14 protein-coding genes are annotated in these 17389 nt (G+C 38.0%); 12 read left to right on the top strand and 2 right to left on the bottom strand.

Going from position 1 to position 17389, the window contains the following annotated elements:
* Window positions 1–18 precede the first annotated feature (18 nt).
* The 10 genes from EJ994_RS01525 to EJ994_RS01480 all read left to right on the top strand — a co-directional run bounded on the left by EJ994_RS01525 (window position 19) and on the right by EJ994_RS01480 (window position 8656).
* Entirely contained in the window at window positions 19–606 is a 588-nt protein-coding gene (locus EJ994_RS01525) for a YceI family protein (RefSeq protein WP_126590904.1), read from the top strand.
* Window positions 607–854: 248 nt separating this feature from the next.
* Entirely contained in the window at window positions 855–2252 is a 1398-nt protein-coding gene (locus EJ994_RS01520; protein WP_126590903.1) for an anthranilate synthase component I family protein, read from the top strand.
* A gap of 187 nt (window positions 2253–2439) precedes the next feature.
* Window positions 2440–3045 (top strand): anthranilate synthase component II, encoded by a 606-nt coding sequence (locus EJ994_RS01515; RefSeq protein ID WP_126593626.1) that lies wholly within the window; start codon window positions 2440–2442, stop codon window positions 3043–3045.
* A 51-nt stretch (window positions 3046–3096) separates the two neighbouring features.
* The gene (gene trpD / locus EJ994_RS01510; protein ID WP_126590902.1) at window positions 3097–4092 is read left to right on the top strand and encodes an anthranilate phosphoribosyltransferase; all 996 of its coding nucleotides are present in this window, start codon (window positions 3097–3099) and stop codon (window positions 4090–4092) included.
* Window positions 4089–4871 carry an indole-3-glycerol phosphate synthase TrpC gene (gene trpC, locus EJ994_RS01505; RefSeq protein ID WP_126590901.1) on the top strand — a complete coding sequence of 261 codons (783 nt, stop codon included), beginning with the start codon at window positions 4089–4091 and terminating at the stop codon, window positions 4869–4871. Before trpD ends, trpC begins: the two co-directional genes overlap by 4 nt.
* Before the next feature lie 3 nt (window positions 4872–4874).
* Window positions 4875–5552 carry a phosphoribosylanthranilate isomerase gene (locus EJ994_RS01500; RefSeq protein ID WP_410504164.1) on the top strand — a complete coding sequence of 226 codons (678 nt, stop codon included), beginning with the start codon at window positions 4875–4877 and terminating at the stop codon, window positions 5550–5552.
* Window positions 5553–5630: 78 nt separating this feature from the next.
* On the top strand, window positions 5631–6812 hold the full coding sequence (gene trpB / locus EJ994_RS01495; RefSeq protein WP_126590900.1) for a tryptophan synthase subunit beta: 1182 nt from the start codon (window positions 5631–5633) through the stop codon (window positions 6810–6812).
* Window positions 6813–6870: 58 nt separating this feature from the next.
* Window positions 6871–7161 (top strand): GIY-YIG nuclease family protein, encoded by a 291-nt coding sequence (locus tag EJ994_RS01490; RefSeq protein WP_126590899.1) that lies wholly within the window; start codon window positions 6871–6873, stop codon window positions 7159–7161.
* Between the two features lie 74 nt (window positions 7162–7235).
* Complete coding sequence (gene trpA / locus EJ994_RS01485; protein WP_126590898.1) at window positions 7236–7997, top strand: tryptophan synthase subunit alpha; 762 nt, start codon at window positions 7236–7238, stop codon at window positions 7995–7997.
* The gene (locus EJ994_RS01480) at window positions 7994–8656 is read left to right on the top strand and encodes a DUF6563 family protein (RefSeq protein WP_126590897.1); all 663 of its coding nucleotides are present in this window, start codon (window positions 7994–7996) and stop codon (window positions 8654–8656) included. The genes trpA and EJ994_RS01480 overlap by 4 nt, the downstream gene beginning before the upstream one ends.
* 252 nt (window positions 8657–8908) lie before the next feature.
* On the opposite strand, the gene EJ994_RS01475 is transcribed toward EJ994_RS01480, so the two are convergent.
* Entirely contained in the window at window positions 8909–10717 is a 1809-nt protein-coding gene (locus tag EJ994_RS01475; RefSeq protein ID WP_126590896.1) for a RagB/SusD family nutrient uptake outer membrane protein, read from the bottom strand.
* Between the two features lie 47 nt (window positions 10718–10764).
* On the opposite strand from EJ994_RS01475, the gene EJ994_RS01470 reads away from it, so the two are divergent.
* Together EJ994_RS01470 and EJ994_RS01465 are read left to right on the top strand one after the other, a co-directional pair.
* Window positions 10765–12261, top strand: coding sequence for a M20/M25/M40 family metallo-hydrolase (locus EJ994_RS01470; RefSeq protein ID WP_126590895.1), 1497 nt, complete (start codon window positions 10765–10767; stop codon window positions 12259–12261).
* Between the two features lie 133 nt (window positions 12262–12394).
* Entirely contained in the window at window positions 12395–14479 is a 2085-nt protein-coding gene (locus EJ994_RS01465) for a hypothetical protein (protein WP_206507167.1), read from the top strand.
* 85 nt (window positions 14480–14564) lie between these two features.
* Here EJ994_RS01465 and EJ994_RS01460 read toward each other — a convergent pair whose 3' ends face one another.
* Window positions 14565–17111: a phosphoenolpyruvate carboxylase gene (locus tag EJ994_RS01460; protein WP_126590894.1), complete on the bottom strand. Its 2547-nt coding sequence runs from the start codon at window positions 17109–17111 to the stop codon at window positions 14565–14567.
* Window positions 17112–17389: the final 278 nt, after the last annotated feature.

Raw genomic sequence — 17389 nt, 5'->3', positions numbered from 1 at the left:
AACATTAAAACTAAAAAGATGAAAAAAACAGTATTTAGCATAGCATTAGCGCTAGTTTTCGGATTTTCCGCCACTGCGACAACACCAGTGGATGGCGAAAAAAAAGAAGTAAACGTCTCACAAAGTACGGTGACTTGGAAAGGGTATAAAGTTACAGGTTCACACGAAGGTAAAATCAATCTTAAGTCAGGCTTTTTGTTGATGGAAGGTGAAAAGCTTACCGGAGGCGAATTTGTTGTGGACATGACAAGCATTACCAACACGGATATGACAGCAGGTAACGGAAAAGAGAAGCTAGAAGGCCATTTGAAGTCTGATGATTTCTTCGGGGTAGCAAATCACCCGACCGCTAAATTGGTTTTTACTTCCGTAAAGCCTTTTGATAAAAATTCAAAGTCCTATAGCGTCTCTGGAGACCTGACCATAAAAGGAATTACAAAGCCCGTGACCTTAGTGGTATCCATGTTCGAAAACAAAGCTACGGCAACAATTAAGGTAGACCGTTCTAAATTTGACGTGAGATATGGTTCTGGTAGCTTTTTTGATGATTTAGGAGATAAAGCTATTTATGACGAGTTCGATTTAGTGGTAGACCTCGCGCTATAAATACTAAGAGTATTTGAAATTTAGAGAATCCTACAAAAATCCCGTTGAAAGAAATTTCAATGGGATTTTTATTTTTAAGTAAAGAAAATTGGTGACTTTAAAATTCCTTTTTATATTTGAACCAATGAAATCAATGAATAACACTTGGTGGTGGAATAATTTGCGACAACATTCGTGAACTAGTCCCTATTGAAAATATATAAAGGCTTGTCATCACGACAAGCCTTTTTTAATTTATAACTTTTACTATGTCATTTCAACTTCAAACGCATTCTAAAAAAATCCTGGCAGATACCATTACTCCCGTAAGTGTTTATCTTAAAATCAGGGATAAGTTCCCGAATAGTATTTTACTGGAAAGTAGTGACTACCATGCCAATGACAATAGTTTTTCCTATATCTGCTGTAATCCGATAGCTTCCATAAAAGTACAGAACGAAGTCATCACCAAAGAATTTCCTGATGGTACCAAAGAAGAAATTCACATCACTAAGGAAACAGAGGTCACTAAGGAAATAGACAGTTTTGGCATACAATTTAAAATAGAGAAGCAAGACTTTAAGTTTATCACAAACGGTCTTTTCGGATTTATGGCCTATGACGCCGTTCGTTATTTTGAATCTATTGAAATTACTAAGAAGGATAATTCGGTTGCAATACCCGACATCTATTATGCCGTGTATCAAAACGTAATTGCAATTAATCACTTCAAAAACGAAGCCTATCTATTTGCGCATTGTTTTGAATCTGAAAATAACATTCCGCAATTAGAACAGGTTTTAAAGGTGAGGAATTTTGCCTCCTATAATTTCTCCAAGGAAGGAGCTGTTAGAACAAACTTAGAAGACAATGCTTTTAAAGAACACGTTGCGCTCGCAAAAAAACATTGCCAACGAGGAGATGTTTTTCAATTGGTATTATCCAGAAGATTCTCCCAGGGTTTTAGAGGCGATGAATTTAATGTTTATAGGGCGTTGCGCTCCATTAATCCCTCCCCTTATCTTTTCTTTTTTGATTATGGCGATTTTAAAATTTTCGGTAGTTCGCCAGAGGCACAAATCATTGTAAAGGATGGTAAGGCGGAAATTCACCCAATTGCAGGCACCTATAAAAGAACGGGAAATGACGAAAAAGACGCTGAACTTGCAAAGCAACTTGCAAAGGACGATAAGGAAAATAGTGAACATGTAATGTTAGTGGATTTAGCTCGGAACGACTTAAGTCGTAATGGAAATCTCGTGAACGTAGAAACCTATCGTGAGGTGCAATATTTCTCCCATGTAATACATCTCGTATCCAAGGTTACAGGGATGAAAAAAGCCGACATATCTACCTTAAAAATTGTAGCGGACACTTTTCCTGCCGGAACATTGAGTGGGGCCCCAAAACATATGGCCATGCAGCTTATTGAAAAATATGAAAAAACAAACAGGGGATATTATGGCGGAGCAATTGGCTTTATGGATTTCAATGGAAACTTTAACCACGCAATTATGATTAGGACTTTTTTAAGCAAAAACCATGAATTACACTTCCAAGCAGGTGCAGGATTAGTGGCTGCCTCAGATGCGGAAGACGAATTGCAAGAGACCTATAACAAACTTGGAGCGTTGAACAAGGCGCTAGAAATTGCTGAAACTATCTAAAAGCCTCCCCTAACCCCTCCCAAGGAGGGGAATAAAAACTAAAAAATGAGCGATATTATCACGAGGAAAATTAAGTCCTATTATGAAACACAAAAAACAATTGTACATATAATCTTCTCCCTTGGAAAAATTCTAAAAAAAATTCAAAATGGGCACTAATAATAACAAGAGAAAAGGTGCTCCCCTTATGGGGGAGTCAGAGGGGGCTTCTATTTTAATGATTGACAATTACGATAGTTTTACCTATAATTTGGTACACTATCTTGAGGATTTAGACTGTGAAGTTGTTGTAAAACGTAATGACCAACTAAACTTGGAAGATGTAGACAATTTTGAACTTATTGTACTTTCTCCAGGTCCGGGAATTCCCGATGAAGCAGGTTTACTCAAATCCATTATTAAAAGGTATGCCAAGACCAAACGTATTTTTGGGGTATGCCTTGGGCAACAAGCGATTGCGGAAGTTTTCGGAGGAAGTTTAGTAAACCTGGATCAAGTGTATCACGGGGTTGCATCTGAAATAGAAATTGTACAGGACGATTATATTTTTGAAGGATTACCAAAACGAATAGCGGTAGGCAGATACCATTCTTGGGTGGTTAACAACAATATTCCAGATTCTTTAGTGGCTACCTCCTTTGACACCAACGGACAGATAATGTCCCTAAAACACAGAGATTTTGATATACGAGCCGTACAATTTCATCCAGAGTCTGTATTGACTCCAAATGGAAAACAAATATTAAAAAATTGGGTAGAAGGTAAAAGCCCTGATAGCCGAGCGCAGTATTGAGCCCCAATAATCATTTATAAGCTCAATACTAACATCCAAATAACATCAATAATGAAAGAAACTTTAAATAGACTTATAAATCACGAGATCCTTCACAAAGAAGAAGCCAAGCAAATATTGGTGAACATGGCCAAGGGAGACTATAATATGAGTCAAATTGCCGCTTTCCTTACTGTTTATATGATGAGAAGCGTCACTATTGAGGAATTAGAAGGTTTTCGAGATGCCTTATTAGAACTCTGCTTAGCGGTAGATTTATCCCACTATAACCCAATTGACTTATGTGGTACTGGTGGGGACGGAAAGGATACCTTCAATATTTCTACTTTATCTTCCTTTGTAACGGCCGGTGCAGGCATCAAGGTCACCAAACATGGTAATTATGGTGTTTCATCTAAATGTGGTAGTAGCAACGTGATGGAATTTTTAGGCATTAAATTTAGTAATGAGGCAGATTTCCTAAAGAAATCCATAGATAAAGCAGGGATATGTGTTTTACATGCACCTTTGTTTCATCCTGCTATGAAAAACGTAGCTCCCATTCGGAAAGAACTCGGCGTTAAAACATTTTTTAATATGTTAGGACCCATGGTGAATCCGGCATTTCCAAAAAACCAAATGGTAGGTGTTTTTAATCTGGAGCTAGCAAGAATGTATGGTTATCTCTATCAAAATACAGATAAGAATTTTACGGTATTGCATGCTTTGGACGGGTATGATGAAATTAGTTTAACAGGAGACACAAAAACCATATCCAATGGCTCCGAAACTATTTTGAAACCCTCGGACTTTGGCGTAACGGAAATTGATGCAGACGCTATTGTTGGGGGCGATGACATTCCTACTTCCGCGCAAATATTTATGAATGTCCTCAATGGTAAAGGAACCGAAGCGCAAAATAACGTTGTCTGTGCCAATGCCGGTGTGGCCATTGCTACGGTGGAGCATATTTCACCAAAAGAAGGTTTTGAAAAGGCCAAGGAATCATTGTTGAGTGGTAAGGGATTGGCAGCATTAAAAAAATTACAGGAAATCAGTGCAGCATGAATATTCTAGACAAAATAATAGCGGATAAACGCAAGGAGGTAGATTTAAAGAAATCCATTATTCCCAAATCCCAATTAGAACAATCCGTTCTTTTTGACCGGACCGGTAATTCTTTGGCAAAAGCATTACGGAATAGTACTACGGGAATCATTGCGGAGCACAAGAGACGTTCCCCCTCAAAAGACACCATAAACCAAAACACCAATGTAGGTCTTGTGGCCAGAGATTACCAAAACGCAGGTGTAAGCGGAATGAGTGTCCTAACGGATATCAAGTACTTTGGAGGTTCCCTAGAGGATTTACTTCTTGCAAGAGCCTCCGTGATGATGCCATTATTACGAAAGGAATTCATTATCAACGAATATCAAATTTTGGAAGCGAAGGCTTTTGGCGCTGATGCCATTCTCCTGATTGCCGCGGTACTTACCAAAGCTGAAATAAAAACCTTTTCCGAGTTCGCAAAAAGTTTAGGCTTAGAGGTCTTGCTCGAGGTGCATAACCAAGAAGAATTACGAAAATCCGTTATGCCCAGTTTAGACATGTTAGGGGTAAACAATAGAAATTTAAAAACCTTCGAGGTAAGTCTTGAAACCAGCAAATCACTATCGATCCAAATTCCCGATGATTTTGTAAAGGTTTCTGAAAGCGGAATCAGTTCAATTGAAGCGATTAGAGATTTAAAGCAGTACGGATACCAAGGTTTTTTGATTGGTGAGAATTTCATGAAAACCGATAATCCTGGAAAAAGTGCCTTAGAATTCATTAAAAAGTTAAATTAACAAGTGGACTATTATTACTCCAATAGCGATAAGGACAAAGGTCAAGACGGTAACCATCCATTTAGGCTGAAGGTTTGCGGCATGAATAAAAATACTACCGAGGTTGCCGCTTTGAAACCAGATTATCTAGGCTTTATTTTTTGGAAGCCTTCCAAACGCCATTTTAATACAGCTATGCCACATCTACCCCATAGCGTTAAAAAAGTAGGTGTATTTGTAAATGCCGAGTTGGATGAGATTAAAAGCGCAGTAGAGCTGTACGGACTTCTATTGGTCCAATTACACGGCAAAGAGAACCCTGCTTTCTGTAAAGCGTTAAAGAAAGAAGTTCCCCAACTTAAAATCATAAAGGTTTTTTCTATAAAGGACAATTTCGATTTCAATGAATTACTACCGTTTGAATCCGTTTGCGATTTCTATTTATTCGATACTAAAGGAAAACTTCCTGGCGGCAATGGTTATACTTTCAATTGGAATCTACTAGAGAATTACCCTTCTACAAAACCATACTTTTTAAGTGGTGGAATAGGGTTAAATGAAATAGCATCAATCAAGGAATTTGCAAAAAGGCCCGAATCTAAATATTGTCATGCCATTGATGTGAACAGTAAATTTGAAATAGAACCTGGGCTAAAGCATATAGGGAAGCTTGAAAAGTTTAAGAATGGAATCAGTAATTAGATACAGAATAAAACAGTATTTGCTATTGGAAAATATATTAAAAATTAACTCAGAACCGTCAACTTAAAACTGACAACAATGAAATATCACGCAGACGAAAAAGGATATTACGGAGAATTTGGAGGAGCTTTTATTCCTGAAATGCTGTACCCAAATGTAGAGGAGTTGCGCCGTAATTATCTAAATATCATGTACGAGGATTCTTTTCAAAAAGAATTTCATCAATTATTGAAAGACTATGTAGGAAGACCGTCACCACTCTATTTTGCAAAACGCCTGTCTGAAAAACACGGGGCCAAAATATACCTTAAACGAGAAGATTTAAACCATACGGGCGCACACAAGGTTAATAATACCATAGGCCAAATATTAATGGCCAAGCGACTAGGAAAAATACGAATTATTGCCGAAACGGGTGCCGGCCAACACGGTGTGGCAACCGCTACTGTCTGCGCGCTTATGGGCATAGAATGTATCGTTTACATGGGTGAAATTGATATAGCACGGCAAGCACCCAATGTAGCCCGTATGAAAATGCTGGGTGCGGAGGTAAGATCGGCACTTTCTGGAAGCCGTACACTTAAGGACGCAACCAACGAAGCTATTCGGGATTGGATCAATAATCCCGTTGACACCCATTATATTATAGGTTCGGCCATTGGGCCACATCCCTACCCGGACATGGTCACTAGATTTCAATCGGTTATATCAGAAGAAATCAAATGGCAATTAAAGGAAAAAGAAGGACGTGAAAATCCGGATTATGTTGTTGCCTGTATTGGTGGTGGCAGTAACGCCGCAGGTACGTACCATCACTTTTTAGATGAACCTGAAGTGGGTATTATTGCCGTTGAAGCTGCTGGTAAAGGTGTAAATACCGGAGAAAGTGCTGCTACCTCCGCATTAGGTAAAGTTGGTATTATCCACGGCTGTAAAACCATGCTAATGCAGACTGGAGACGGACAAATTACCGAACCCTACTCCATCTCGGCAGGGTTGGATTATCCCGGAGTTGGGCCGATGCACTCCCATTTACATAAATCAGGTAGAGCAGAATTTTATTCAGCCACGGATGATGAGGCGATGACCGCAGGATTAGAGTTATCGCAACTGGAAGGTATAATCCCCGCTATAGAAACCGGTCATGCTTTCGCCATTTTTGAACATAAAAAGTTTCAACCAGACGATCTGGTGGTGATAAGCTTATCCGGTCGAGGCGATAAGGATTTACAGACGTATATTGACTATTTTAAACTATAAACTTGTTGGTCATTTTCGCGAAGGCGGAAATCCGCCCAAAATGATTTAAATCAATTAAATGCACCGCTATTATGTCTACATACTTACCAACAAGAATCACTCCGTTCTTTATGTAGGGTTTACCAATAATTTAAAAAGGAGGTTAAAGGAACATCGATCAAAAAGTAATAGTGGCTTTACAGGCAGATACAATGTTCATAAACTGATTTGGTTTGAAACTTCGTCCTACGTAATCAACTCGATTAAGAGGGAGAAACAGCTAAAAAAATGGAATCGAAAATGGAAAGAAAATCTTGTAAACGATATGAATCCAGACTGGAAAGACCTTACTTGGATGCTCGCAGATTAGACCATAAATGATAAAAACACGTTGACATATTAAACTGATTCCCGCCCTTGCGGGAATAAAAATGACCGCTTAACATGAACAGAATAAATCACAAGATGCAGGAGAATAAAAAGCTCCTATCCATATATTTTACAGCAGGATATCCTGCCTTGGAAGATACCGTACAGATTATTGAGGACCTGGAAAAAAATGGCGTAGATATGATTGAAATTGGCCTTCCTTTTAGTGACCCCTTGGCAGACGGCCCAACCATACAGGAGAGTTCTACGACAGCCTTAAAAAATGGAATGACAACGGCAATACTATTTGAACAATTAAAGAACATCCGAAAGACCGTCTCCATCCCCTTAATAGTCATGGGCTATTTCAACCCTATGCTACAATATGGCGTGGAAGCTTTTTGTGAAAAATGTCAGGAAATTGGTATCGATGGGCTGATCATGCCAGATTTGCCCTTGGATGTTTACGAGGCTGACTATAAAGTGATTTTTGAAAAATATGGTCTTATCAATATATTTTTAATTACGCCGCAAACAAGCGATGAACGTATTCGCCAAATCGATGAAGCCTCTGACGGATTTATATATATGGTAAGTTCCGCTAGCGTCACAGGTTCAAAATCCGGCTTTGGAAATGAACAAGAAACATATTTTGAGCGTATTGCCAACATGAACTTAAAAAATCCACAGATAGTTGGTTTTGGTATCAAGGATGCGGAAACATTTGATCAGGCCACAAAAACTTCAAAAGGTGCCATCATTGGTTCTGCTTTTATTAAATATTTGACTGCCAATGGCGTAAATGAAGTAAATTCATTTATAAAATTAATTCGATGAAGATTAAACTACTTGCACTAATTCTTTTTTTAGTAAACATCTTAGCTTTGAATGCTCAAGATTTTCCCAAAGGGATTTATATGAGTATAGATGAAGTCCAAAATAAAGAACCTTCTCTGGCTTACACTCTATTATCAGAAAGAAGAACTATAGGCGAAATAAAGATGTCTGGCGGAAATGACTATCGAATATCCTCTACTACAAAACTTATCTCAAAAAAGGATATCAAGAAAAATATAGCAGCTTATTCAAATGGAGATACACTATTTTTAAACTGTTTCAAATATAATATCCAGCTTCACTATACGCCAGTTTTAAAACATGGTCGGTATTTATTTTTTGTGGCTGGCATTTCCCAAGATGAAAACATGTACAATTATCAAATTCAAGAAAGCGAAACTTCTACTTTCTGGAGCAAAGTGGGTGGAGGTATCGGCGGAGCTATTTATGGTGCCAAAGTTGCACAATTACGTTTTCCTTATTTAGTAGACTTAGAATCCAATGAACTAACCTATTTAAATGATTTTGGTTTAGAAGAATTACTTGCTAAGAATAGCTTAGCTCTTCTAAAACGATATAGAGAAGAAAAAAATAGGAATGACATTCCTAAAAGTCAGTTAGTGTTAAAGTATGTAGACAAGTTAAATGAACTGGAATAACAATAAAGAAACGTTCCTTAATCATACCAAAAAAACACTTATTCTATTAGCATAAAATACTCTGTTCTTTTTGAACCAAACTTAATTCCATTAGAATAATAGTCTTAAGTCTTTTCCATCTTTAAACTTGTTTTCATCTAATACTCAACTCGTGCAAAAGTTGCCATTATTAGTTTGGCTTTTATTAAACATATTATGACTAGTAATATAGAAGCTATTTTCTATATTTATTCCATTTAATAGCGCCTTTTCTTAATAACCAGGGTTTTGAATTATATCTGGGTTAGAGTTCACTTCAGAGGATGGAATTGGCCAAATATATTCGTGCGAATCAAATTGTTTTTGTGCACTTTGATTGCGATTATTAAAATCTAAGATGGTAGTTTCTAATAATTCATTTCGTATTAAATCATCCTTATACTGTCCCTCAAAGCATAATTCCAGTCTTCTTTGCTGCAAAACTTCCAAAAGGAAATCCCTTTGACCTAAATTATCTGGTAACTGCCTGCCATTTGAAATAGACCTACTCATTACCTCATTCAAGGCTTCATATGCTTTTTGAGTAGGACCATTTAAAGCGTTTTCTGCTTCAGCCAACATAAGTAATACATCTGCATATCTTAAAAGTGGAAAATTCTCAGAAGAATTATTGATTTTGGGAGAAATCGAGTAATCTGTTATAAATTTGGTCGGTCTCCAATTATTCCTGTTAGTATCATTCTCTGTATTCTCTGCAATAACTTTGAAAGAGGCAATATTATTCTGAAACCGAGAATCGGTAATATCTAAAGGAAACTCAATTGGCTCTTCTAACTCTTCCAGATTACTAAAGAACCCTTCAACAAAAGAGTCATCTAAAAGTAGCATATCACTCAAAGCATATCCTAGAGGGCCCCATCTCACTCCACTATTCCCACCTGTTTCATTATCTCCAGATTCAAATGGAATCGTAAAAATAATTTCAGAGTTCATACTTTCATTCTCGGTGCTGAATACATCACTATAGTTCTCCTCCAAGAAAAATTGACCAGTTATCTTTTCAAATTGGTTTATTGCCAATAGATATTTATCATTTTGAAAATTTGGAAAACCTCCTAAATACAGATAGAATTTGCCTAATAAGGCTTGTGCAGCATAAACAGATGCAGTTTCAGAAATTTTTGATTTTGTTAAATAGTTTTCTGAAAATTTTAAATCGTCCTCTATAAGATTTAATACGCCTTGTTTATCCTGTAAAAACTTAGCGTCTAGTTCAAAAACAGAAGAAGTCACCAAGACAGGATTACCGTACAATTTGACAAGATTAAAATATAACAATGCCCTTAAGAATCTAAATTCTGCTTGCAATTCATTCTCATCTCTATTGGACGGAGAACTATAATCAGATTGTTTAATGGCGTCTAGGGCTAAGTTAATAGACCATATAGCCTGATAATGTGCTGACCAAACTTTGTCTATGATTTGATTCGAAGGAGATATGTCATAGCTATCCAATTTTAAAAAGTCTTGCATTGTAGATTTAGGATTTATAAATGATAAATCAGCACCTATATCTCCCCAATACAAAGAATACCCTTCGCTATTATAAAAGGCATCTTCCTTTAATACATTATAGGTCCTACTCAATAAAAAATCAATATCTAAAGATGCCTCCTCTAAAGGTTTACTTGATTCTATTAGCGTAAATAAAATGGACTCCATTCCATCTTTAATTATCTCTACACCTTCAACTTCATAGATAACGTTTGGGTCAAAAGATTCAGAAGAAGGTGATAAATTGACAATAACTTTATATTTTCCTACCGGAATGTTATTAAATAGAACTTTTCCTGTAATATCCGTGGTCAGATTTACCGTACTAGGTTCAGTCTTCACGACTGCATTTTGCTCTGGTATGCCATCCGATGAAATGATTTTTACCTCTAAATTCCCTAAAGATTCAAATGATGGAATATCTTTGTTGCAGCCAACACAAAATAAAAACACCAAAAAGCCAAGGAATGAATAATATTTTAACGGAGATGAGAATGGTTTTAAAAATAATCTACTTTTATTAGGCATATAAATGAAAAAGATTTCGATATTAGTTACTATAAATATAAGCACATATGAAATTAAACGGTTGTTTCCTTTTTTTATTGATATTCAATAACGTTTTTTCTCAAGATTCAACCGCAATTAAATCCCAAGTAAAGCATAGTATTGATGAACTAGTAAATTTTGTAAAAATCCCTAACGACGCCCTTAATGCAGATGACATAGACTCCAACCTTATCTGGTTGCGTAACAAGTTTAATAATAGAGGCTTCAATACCAGTATCCTAGAAACGGAAAACCTACCCTTGTTCTTTGCTGCCTTACCCATGGACGATAGTAAACCTACGATACTATTCTACATGCATTTGGACGGACAGTCTGTTGATGCCACCAAATGGGACCAACCAAACCCTTACGAGACCGTTTTAAAATCTAAAGACGGTGACGTATGGAAGACGGAAGCCTTTGAGGACTTAAACGATGATATTAATTATGACTGGCGCCTTTTCGGTAGGTCAACTTCAGATGACAAAGGACCCATCGTCATGTTACTGAACGCTATTGATCTCTTAAAGAAAAACAATGTAGCAATACCCTTTAATGTTAAAGTAATTCTGGACAGTGAGGAAGAAAAAAGTAGTAAGCCCTTACCCGAAGCCGTAAAACAGTACAGGGAACTTTTAAAGGCCGATTTTCTGGTCATTAACGATGGTCCTGTACATGCTTCCGGCAAACCTACTGTAATCTATGGCTGTCGAGGAATAACAACATTATCATTGACGACATTTGGTCCCATACAACCTCAACATAGTGGTCACTATGGAAATTACGCCCCTAACCCTGGCTTTCAACTTGCACAGTTATTGGCCAACATGAAAGATAAAGAAGGGCGTGTACTCATTCCTGGGTATTATGACGGAATTACTCTAGATGAAGCTACAAAGACCGTTTTAAAAAGTGTCCCGGACAGCGACGATTTGATTTCCGAGAAACTTCAATTTAAAACAGCGGAGAAAGTAGGTGCGTTCTATCAAGAAGCATTACAGTATCCTAGCCTAAACATCAGAGGCCTGGGCTCTGGTTGGATTGGAGAAAAAGCAAGAACCATAGTTCCTGCCACAGCAACCGCCGAACTAGATTTAAGACTGGTTCCAGAATCCGACGGAACACGTCTTAAAAATCTGGTCAAGAAATATATTGCCAATGAAGGTTTCTATATTACAGATACCATGCCAACCGAACAGGAACGTATGGATCATGATAAAATAGCCATGATTAAGGAAGGTTCTGTTACCGATGCCTTTAGAACCGACCTTAACCATAGCAACGGTGATTTTATCGTTAAGGTTTTAAAAGACACGTTTCAGGACGATGTGGTGCAAATTCGGATTATGGGTGGAACCGTTCCTATTTCTCCTTTTATCAATGAATTGAAAATCCCTGCGTTTATCGTGCCTATGGTAAATCCCGATAACAATCAACATAGCCCTAATGAGAATCTAAAGATTGGCCAAATAGCCTATGGCATTCAAACGTTCTACGCCATTTTGAGTACTCCTTTACCGTAAATATTGGTCTAATTACAACTAACCCAGTAGTCTATTCTAAATTATCATGAAAGTATCACAGAAAGAACATCTTTCTGTGACCGCTTTGTTACATCCTATCTTTTCATTTGTTGTAAACTTAAAAAATAGAACAATGAAAAAAACTAATCTTTTAACCATTTTTATCTTCTTGCTACTATTAGCAAGCTGTTCTGAAGAGAACGAACAAGATCAACAACCAATTACCCCCGTTTCGGGTGCGTTAGCTGGCGGACCATTTACCTTCTGTGTAGATGGTGAAGCCGATATGGTATCTGGCATTACCCTTAACAGTGATGCTAGCATGGGCACCAACAGTACTTTCATCGTTACCGATGATAAAAATGTTATCCTTGGACTACCTCCCAATATGGAAGCCTTAGAGGGCGTTAATTTTGATGAGGCCGGCGCGGGTGTTTGTCTTATTTGGTACCTGAGGTACGAAGACGGACTTGCAGGACTGGAAGTAGGCATGAACACGGATGATTTAACCGGTACATTTGACCTTTCCAATACTATCGAGGTAGTACGAAACGAAACAGCCGCAGGTGAAATTTCTGGTGGACCTTACGAGTTTACAGTAGACGGTACTCCCGATTTTGTAACGGAACTTACGCTTAACGCGGAAAATGCAAAAGGAACGAACAGCACTTGGGTAATTACGGATGATAAATTGAACATCCTAGGCCTACCGCCAACCTTAGACGCGGTAAAAGAAGTAGATTTTGACCAAGCCGGTGCTGGTGTTTGTTTGATCTGGTACCTCCGTTTTGAAGATGGTCTGGTTGGCGCGGAAGCCGGTTTAAACGCGGCTGACCTTTCTGGTTGTTTTAGCCTTTCCAACCCTATTGAGGTAAACAGATTACAAGCCGCACAAGCTGGTGTAATTTCCGGAGGACCTTATAGTTTTTGTGTTGATGGCACGGCCGATTTCGTGACCGATATTAGCTTAGATGCCAGTGAAGCTTCTGGAAGCTTAAGCAGCTGGATCATTACGGATGACTTAGGAAATATCCTAGGGCTACCGCCAACTTTAGACGCCGTAAAAGGGGTTGACTTTGACGAAGCAGGAGCTGGAACCTGTCTTATTTGGTATTTACGATACGAAGAAGGTCTAACAGGGCTTGAACCAGGCATGAACGCTAATGACCTTAAAGGTAATTTTGGATTATCAAATGCCTTGGAAGTAGTTAGAAGCAAACCAAATGCCGGAAGCTTGACCGGTGGACCGTACACGTTCTATGTGGATGGAGAAGAAGATTTTGTTAGCGGTATTCATTTGGATAATTCTGAAGCTAGTGGTTCTCTAAGTACTTGGGTTATCACAGATGATTTAGGAAATATCCTAGGATTACCTCCAACTTTGGATGCCGTAGAAGGTGTTAATTTTGATGGTGCAGGACCTGGAACCTGCCTTATCTGGTACCTACGTTATGAAGAAGGACTACAAGGTGCTGAAATGGGAATGAACGCAAACGATCTTGAGGGATGTTTTGACCTTTCCAACCCCATAGAGGTAAATAGATTGAAAGGTGCTGAAGCGGGTACCATCTCTGGCGGCCCATATAGCTTTTGCGTAGACGGCGTGGCCGATAATGTTAGCGGAATAGCTTTGGACAGCAGTAATGCCTTTGGTAGTAACAGCACATGGGTAATTACGGATGATAAAGGAAATATTCTTGGTTTACCACCAACGCTTGATGCAGTAGAAGGTGTTGATTTTGACGGAGCAGGCGCTGGAACTTGCCTTATCTGGTACTTACGCTACGAGGGCGAAATTAAAGGTCTTGCGCCAGAAATGAACGCAGCCCATCTAGAAGGAAACTTTGACCTTTCCAACCCAATAGAGGTGGTACGTAACAAGCCAAATGCAGGAACTATTTCTGGAGGTGCGTTTGAATTTATAATTGATGGCACGCCTGATTATGTTACTGGCATCACGTTAGATAATACTGAAGCTGCGGGAGCCAATAGTTCATGGATAATTACCGACGCCAGCGGTAGAATCCTAGGTCTTCCCCCAACGCTAGAAGCTGTAGAAGGAGTTGATTTCGACGCCGCAGGGGAAGGTACTTGCTTCATCTACTACATTAGATATGAGGATGGTTTAAAAGGTCTAAAAGCGGGATGGACTTTTGACGAATTTGAAGGCTGCTTTGATATTTCTAACTCCATAGAAGTACTAAGAAAAGTTCATTAGTAGTGTATTTAGTTGATTGTTAATAAAAATGGCAAGGATAATTATCCTTGCCATTTTTTAGTAATACACATTTTTTTTTAGTAGTCTAAGCTGAGTTTCTACTAGCATTAATATTACCGTAAAGGGAACGGGTTACAATTTTCTCGTAGAGTGCTTTATGGGCATTACCCTCTCCTATTTTTTGTAAAGCATACTGCTGTATTACCAATAACGGTAGTACTATATTTTCCCTAATCTTAATAGATTCTCTTGAGATGGTTTCTTTCTCCATTAAGATTTCCATACCGGAAAGCTCTAAAAGCATTTTTTTAGAAAGCTCGTACTCATCGTGCAATATTTGCCAAAAGTCGCCATACTCTTCATTCTCCCTCATGTAACTTGTCAATTCAAAATAGCATTTAGATAAGCTCATCATACTATTCATCATCAAAGCTTGGAAAAAAGGAACTTCATTGTACAGTGTCTTTGCCTCATCGAACCTACCGTCGTCCGCCAAATACTTCAAAGCCGTACCTATTCCAAAATAACCAGGAACGTTTTGCTTTAACTGACTCCAGGAACCTACGAAAGAAATCGCTCTTAGATCGGATAACTCCAGTTTTGCCTTATTCCCCCGTTTACCGGGCCTACTGCCAATATTAGCTTTCGTATAGTACTTTAGGGTACTCATGTTTTCCAAATAAGACATGAAATTCTCATGATGTTTCAAGGCGTCATATTTCTCAAAACTTAGTTCTGAAAGTTCTTCAATCAAGGCACGTGAATCTTCTGAAATGGTAATTTCCTTCCCCAATATCGTATTAGACAATCCTGCTGTTAATAGTTGTTCGCTGTTATAAATAAACTGCTCCTTTGTACCGTAGGTACTTGTAATGGTTTGTCCTTGAATTGTCAATTGAATCTCGTTATTGGCCACTTTATTGGTCTGTGCCGCATAGAAACGGTGTGTTTTACCTCCACCTCTTGCCGGTGGACCTCCTCTTCCATCAAAGAAAACTGCTGCAATTTCGTTAGCATCACATACTGCCGATAGTTCTTCCTTTGTCTTAAGAATGGACCAATTGGCCTTTAAGTAACCCCCATCCTTGGTACCATCGGAAAAACCGAGCATTATGGTCTGTTTATCTCCCCTATTGGCCAGATGAGTTCTATACGCTTTTAAATTAAACAGTTGTTGCATGGTAGCTTCCGCATTATCCATACCCTTCATGGTCTCAAAAAGTGGAACAATATCAAAGGTTATCTTTTTATCTGCCCAACCACACCATCGGAACAAAGCATAAACAAAGAGAATACTGAATACATCTTCTGAATTACTTATAATGTACCTGTTACATCCTTCTTCGCCATTCTTTGCTTGAATGGTTACTAGTTGTGACACGTTCTTAATCGTGTCCTTTACTATATCCTCCTTATAATCATCCGGTACTAAGGACAACTTCTCATTTAAAAGGATATCAATCAATTTTGATTCGGATAGCTCGTTCAAATCCTCTTTTATAAACCCATTCTTTATCAATACCGCATTCATCACTTTGGTGTGCATACTGTGATCCTGCCTAATATCTATAGTGGCAAAATGCGTTTTGAAAATTTTAACTTTGTCTATGAACAAGTCCAAATCCTTCAAATATAAGTCATGATACTTATCTATCAATGCGGCTCGTATCTGCTGTAAGGGTCCTATAATGTCCTCGTAGCCAACATCCTTGGTAGGGTCGAACATGGCCTTGTATAAATTAGCCCGCAATTTGTTCAGAGGATCCTGCACTTCCCTAAAAGTTAGTTTGTGCTGTAAGCGCTTTAAATCGTTATAATAACATTTCATTAGGGTAATACGTAGCTCATCCATTACATCTTTGGTAATATCTGCGGTTACAAAGGGATTACCATCTCTATCACCTCCCGGCCAAAAACCTAATTTTACAATATCATGATTTTCAAAACCTCTACTACCCGCGCTTCTCTTTATATATGCATACATATCTCCAATAGCATCATAATAAACATTTCTAAGGGTATATATGATATTCTTGGCCTCGTCCAAGGGTGTAGGTTTTTTGGCATTTACCAAGGAGGTTAATCCTAACTGCTGTAGGGCTACATCTATTTCATCTATCTTATCCTCTAAAATAAGCGTCCTTAAATTGGTGATAATATCTAATACCGCGGGTGTATAGAACTGCGTAGGGTGTGCCGTGAGTACTATTCTTGCGCTAAAATTGTCTAGTTTATCGGCAATGGAATCCCAAGCGTTGTTCTTCTCGACCAACTGAAAATAGTCTTTTAAAGACAATGAACTACTGTGCTTATGTATTTTTGGAAATGCGGCATCCTCCACACTATCATATAACACCACCTGACGCTCTACGTACTGAATAATTCGGAACATGAAGTCTATACGCTCTTCCTCCGTATCGAGATTGGCAAATCTTTCAAAGAAATCCTCTATGATTTCCTTAGGATTCAAGCCCGATTGTAGACCTTTCTGGGATTGGTCCATTAACAGGGGAATAAGCATTCCCACGTTTTCTATATTCCGATACGGTAAATTTAAGAACAGGCTGTTATAAACATTGAACTTGTTCTGTACCGATTTTTTAAATTCTTCTAATCTTTCTTGCTGCTGCATACCTCAATTTCGTTATCAATTCTTATTTGAAAATTGCTGGTATAACATACCGAATTTTCCGATATAAATATCGCTATTCTAAGAGAATCTTGAATTTAAATTTTAGTAAATAACAAAATTCATAGGCGACACCACAAAAACAACAGCTTTGACAACAATAAGTCTAGATTACGAGATGTAGCTTATATATTTACAATGTATTTAAGTAAATAATTTTTTCATTTTCATATAGTGTTCTCGTAAAAGAGTCTGATCTTAAAAGATTGGACTCTTTTTAG

Origin of the sequence: Maribacter sp. MJ134 (assembly GCF_003970695.1) — a bacterium.
GTDB lineage: Bacteria > Bacteroidota > Bacteroidia > Flavobacteriales > Flavobacteriaceae > Maribacter.
Note: the sequence above shows the minus strand (reverse complement) of the source record. Positions and strands in the feature narration are given on the sequence as shown.

Excerpts from the sequence above, each read along its gene's own strand:
- trpA (WP_126590898.1), top strand. The coding sequence starts at position 7,236 with ATGAACAGAATAAATCACAAGATGCAGGAGAATAAAAAGCTCCTATCC.
- EJ994_RS01525 (WP_126590904.1), top strand. The coding sequence starts at position 19 with ATGAAAAAAACAGTATTTAGCATAGCATTAGCGCTAGTTTTCGGATTT.
- EJ994_RS01475 (WP_126590896.1), bottom strand. The coding sequence starts at position 10,717 with ATGCCTAATAAAAGTAGATTATTTTTAAAACCATTCTCATCTCCGTTA.
- EJ994_RS01460 (WP_126590894.1), bottom strand. The coding sequence starts at position 17,111 with ATGCAGCAGCAAGAAAGATTAGAAGAATTTAAAAAATCGGTACAGAAC.
- EJ994_RS01470 (WP_126590895.1), top strand. The coding sequence starts at position 10,765 with ATGAAATTAAACGGTTGTTTCCTTTTTTTATTGATATTCAATAACGTT.
- trpC (WP_126590901.1), top strand. The coding sequence starts at position 4,089 with ATGAATATTCTAGACAAAATAATAGCGGATAAACGCAAGGAGGTAGAT.
- EJ994_RS01490 (WP_126590899.1), top strand. The coding sequence starts at position 6,871 with ATGCACCGCTATTATGTCTACATACTTACCAACAAGAATCACTCCGTT.
- trpB (WP_126590900.1), top strand. The coding sequence starts at position 5,631 with ATGAAATATCACGCAGACGAAAAAGGATATTACGGAGAATTTGGAGGA.
- trpD (WP_126590902.1), top strand. The coding sequence starts at position 3,097 with ATGAAAGAAACTTTAAATAGACTTATAAATCACGAGATCCTTCACAAA.
- EJ994_RS01465 (WP_206507167.1), top strand. The coding sequence starts at position 12,395 with ATGAAAAAAACTAATCTTTTAACCATTTTTATCTTCTTGCTACTATTA.
- EJ994_RS01480 (WP_126590897.1), top strand. The coding sequence starts at position 7,994 with ATGAAGATTAAACTACTTGCACTAATTCTTTTTTTAGTAAACATCTTA.
- EJ994_RS01515 (WP_126593626.1), top strand. The coding sequence starts at position 2,440 with ATGGGGGAGTCAGAGGGGGCTTCTATTTTAATGATTGACAATTACGAT.
- EJ994_RS01520 (WP_126590903.1), top strand. The coding sequence starts at position 855 with ATGTCATTTCAACTTCAAACGCATTCTAAAAAAATCCTGGCAGATACC.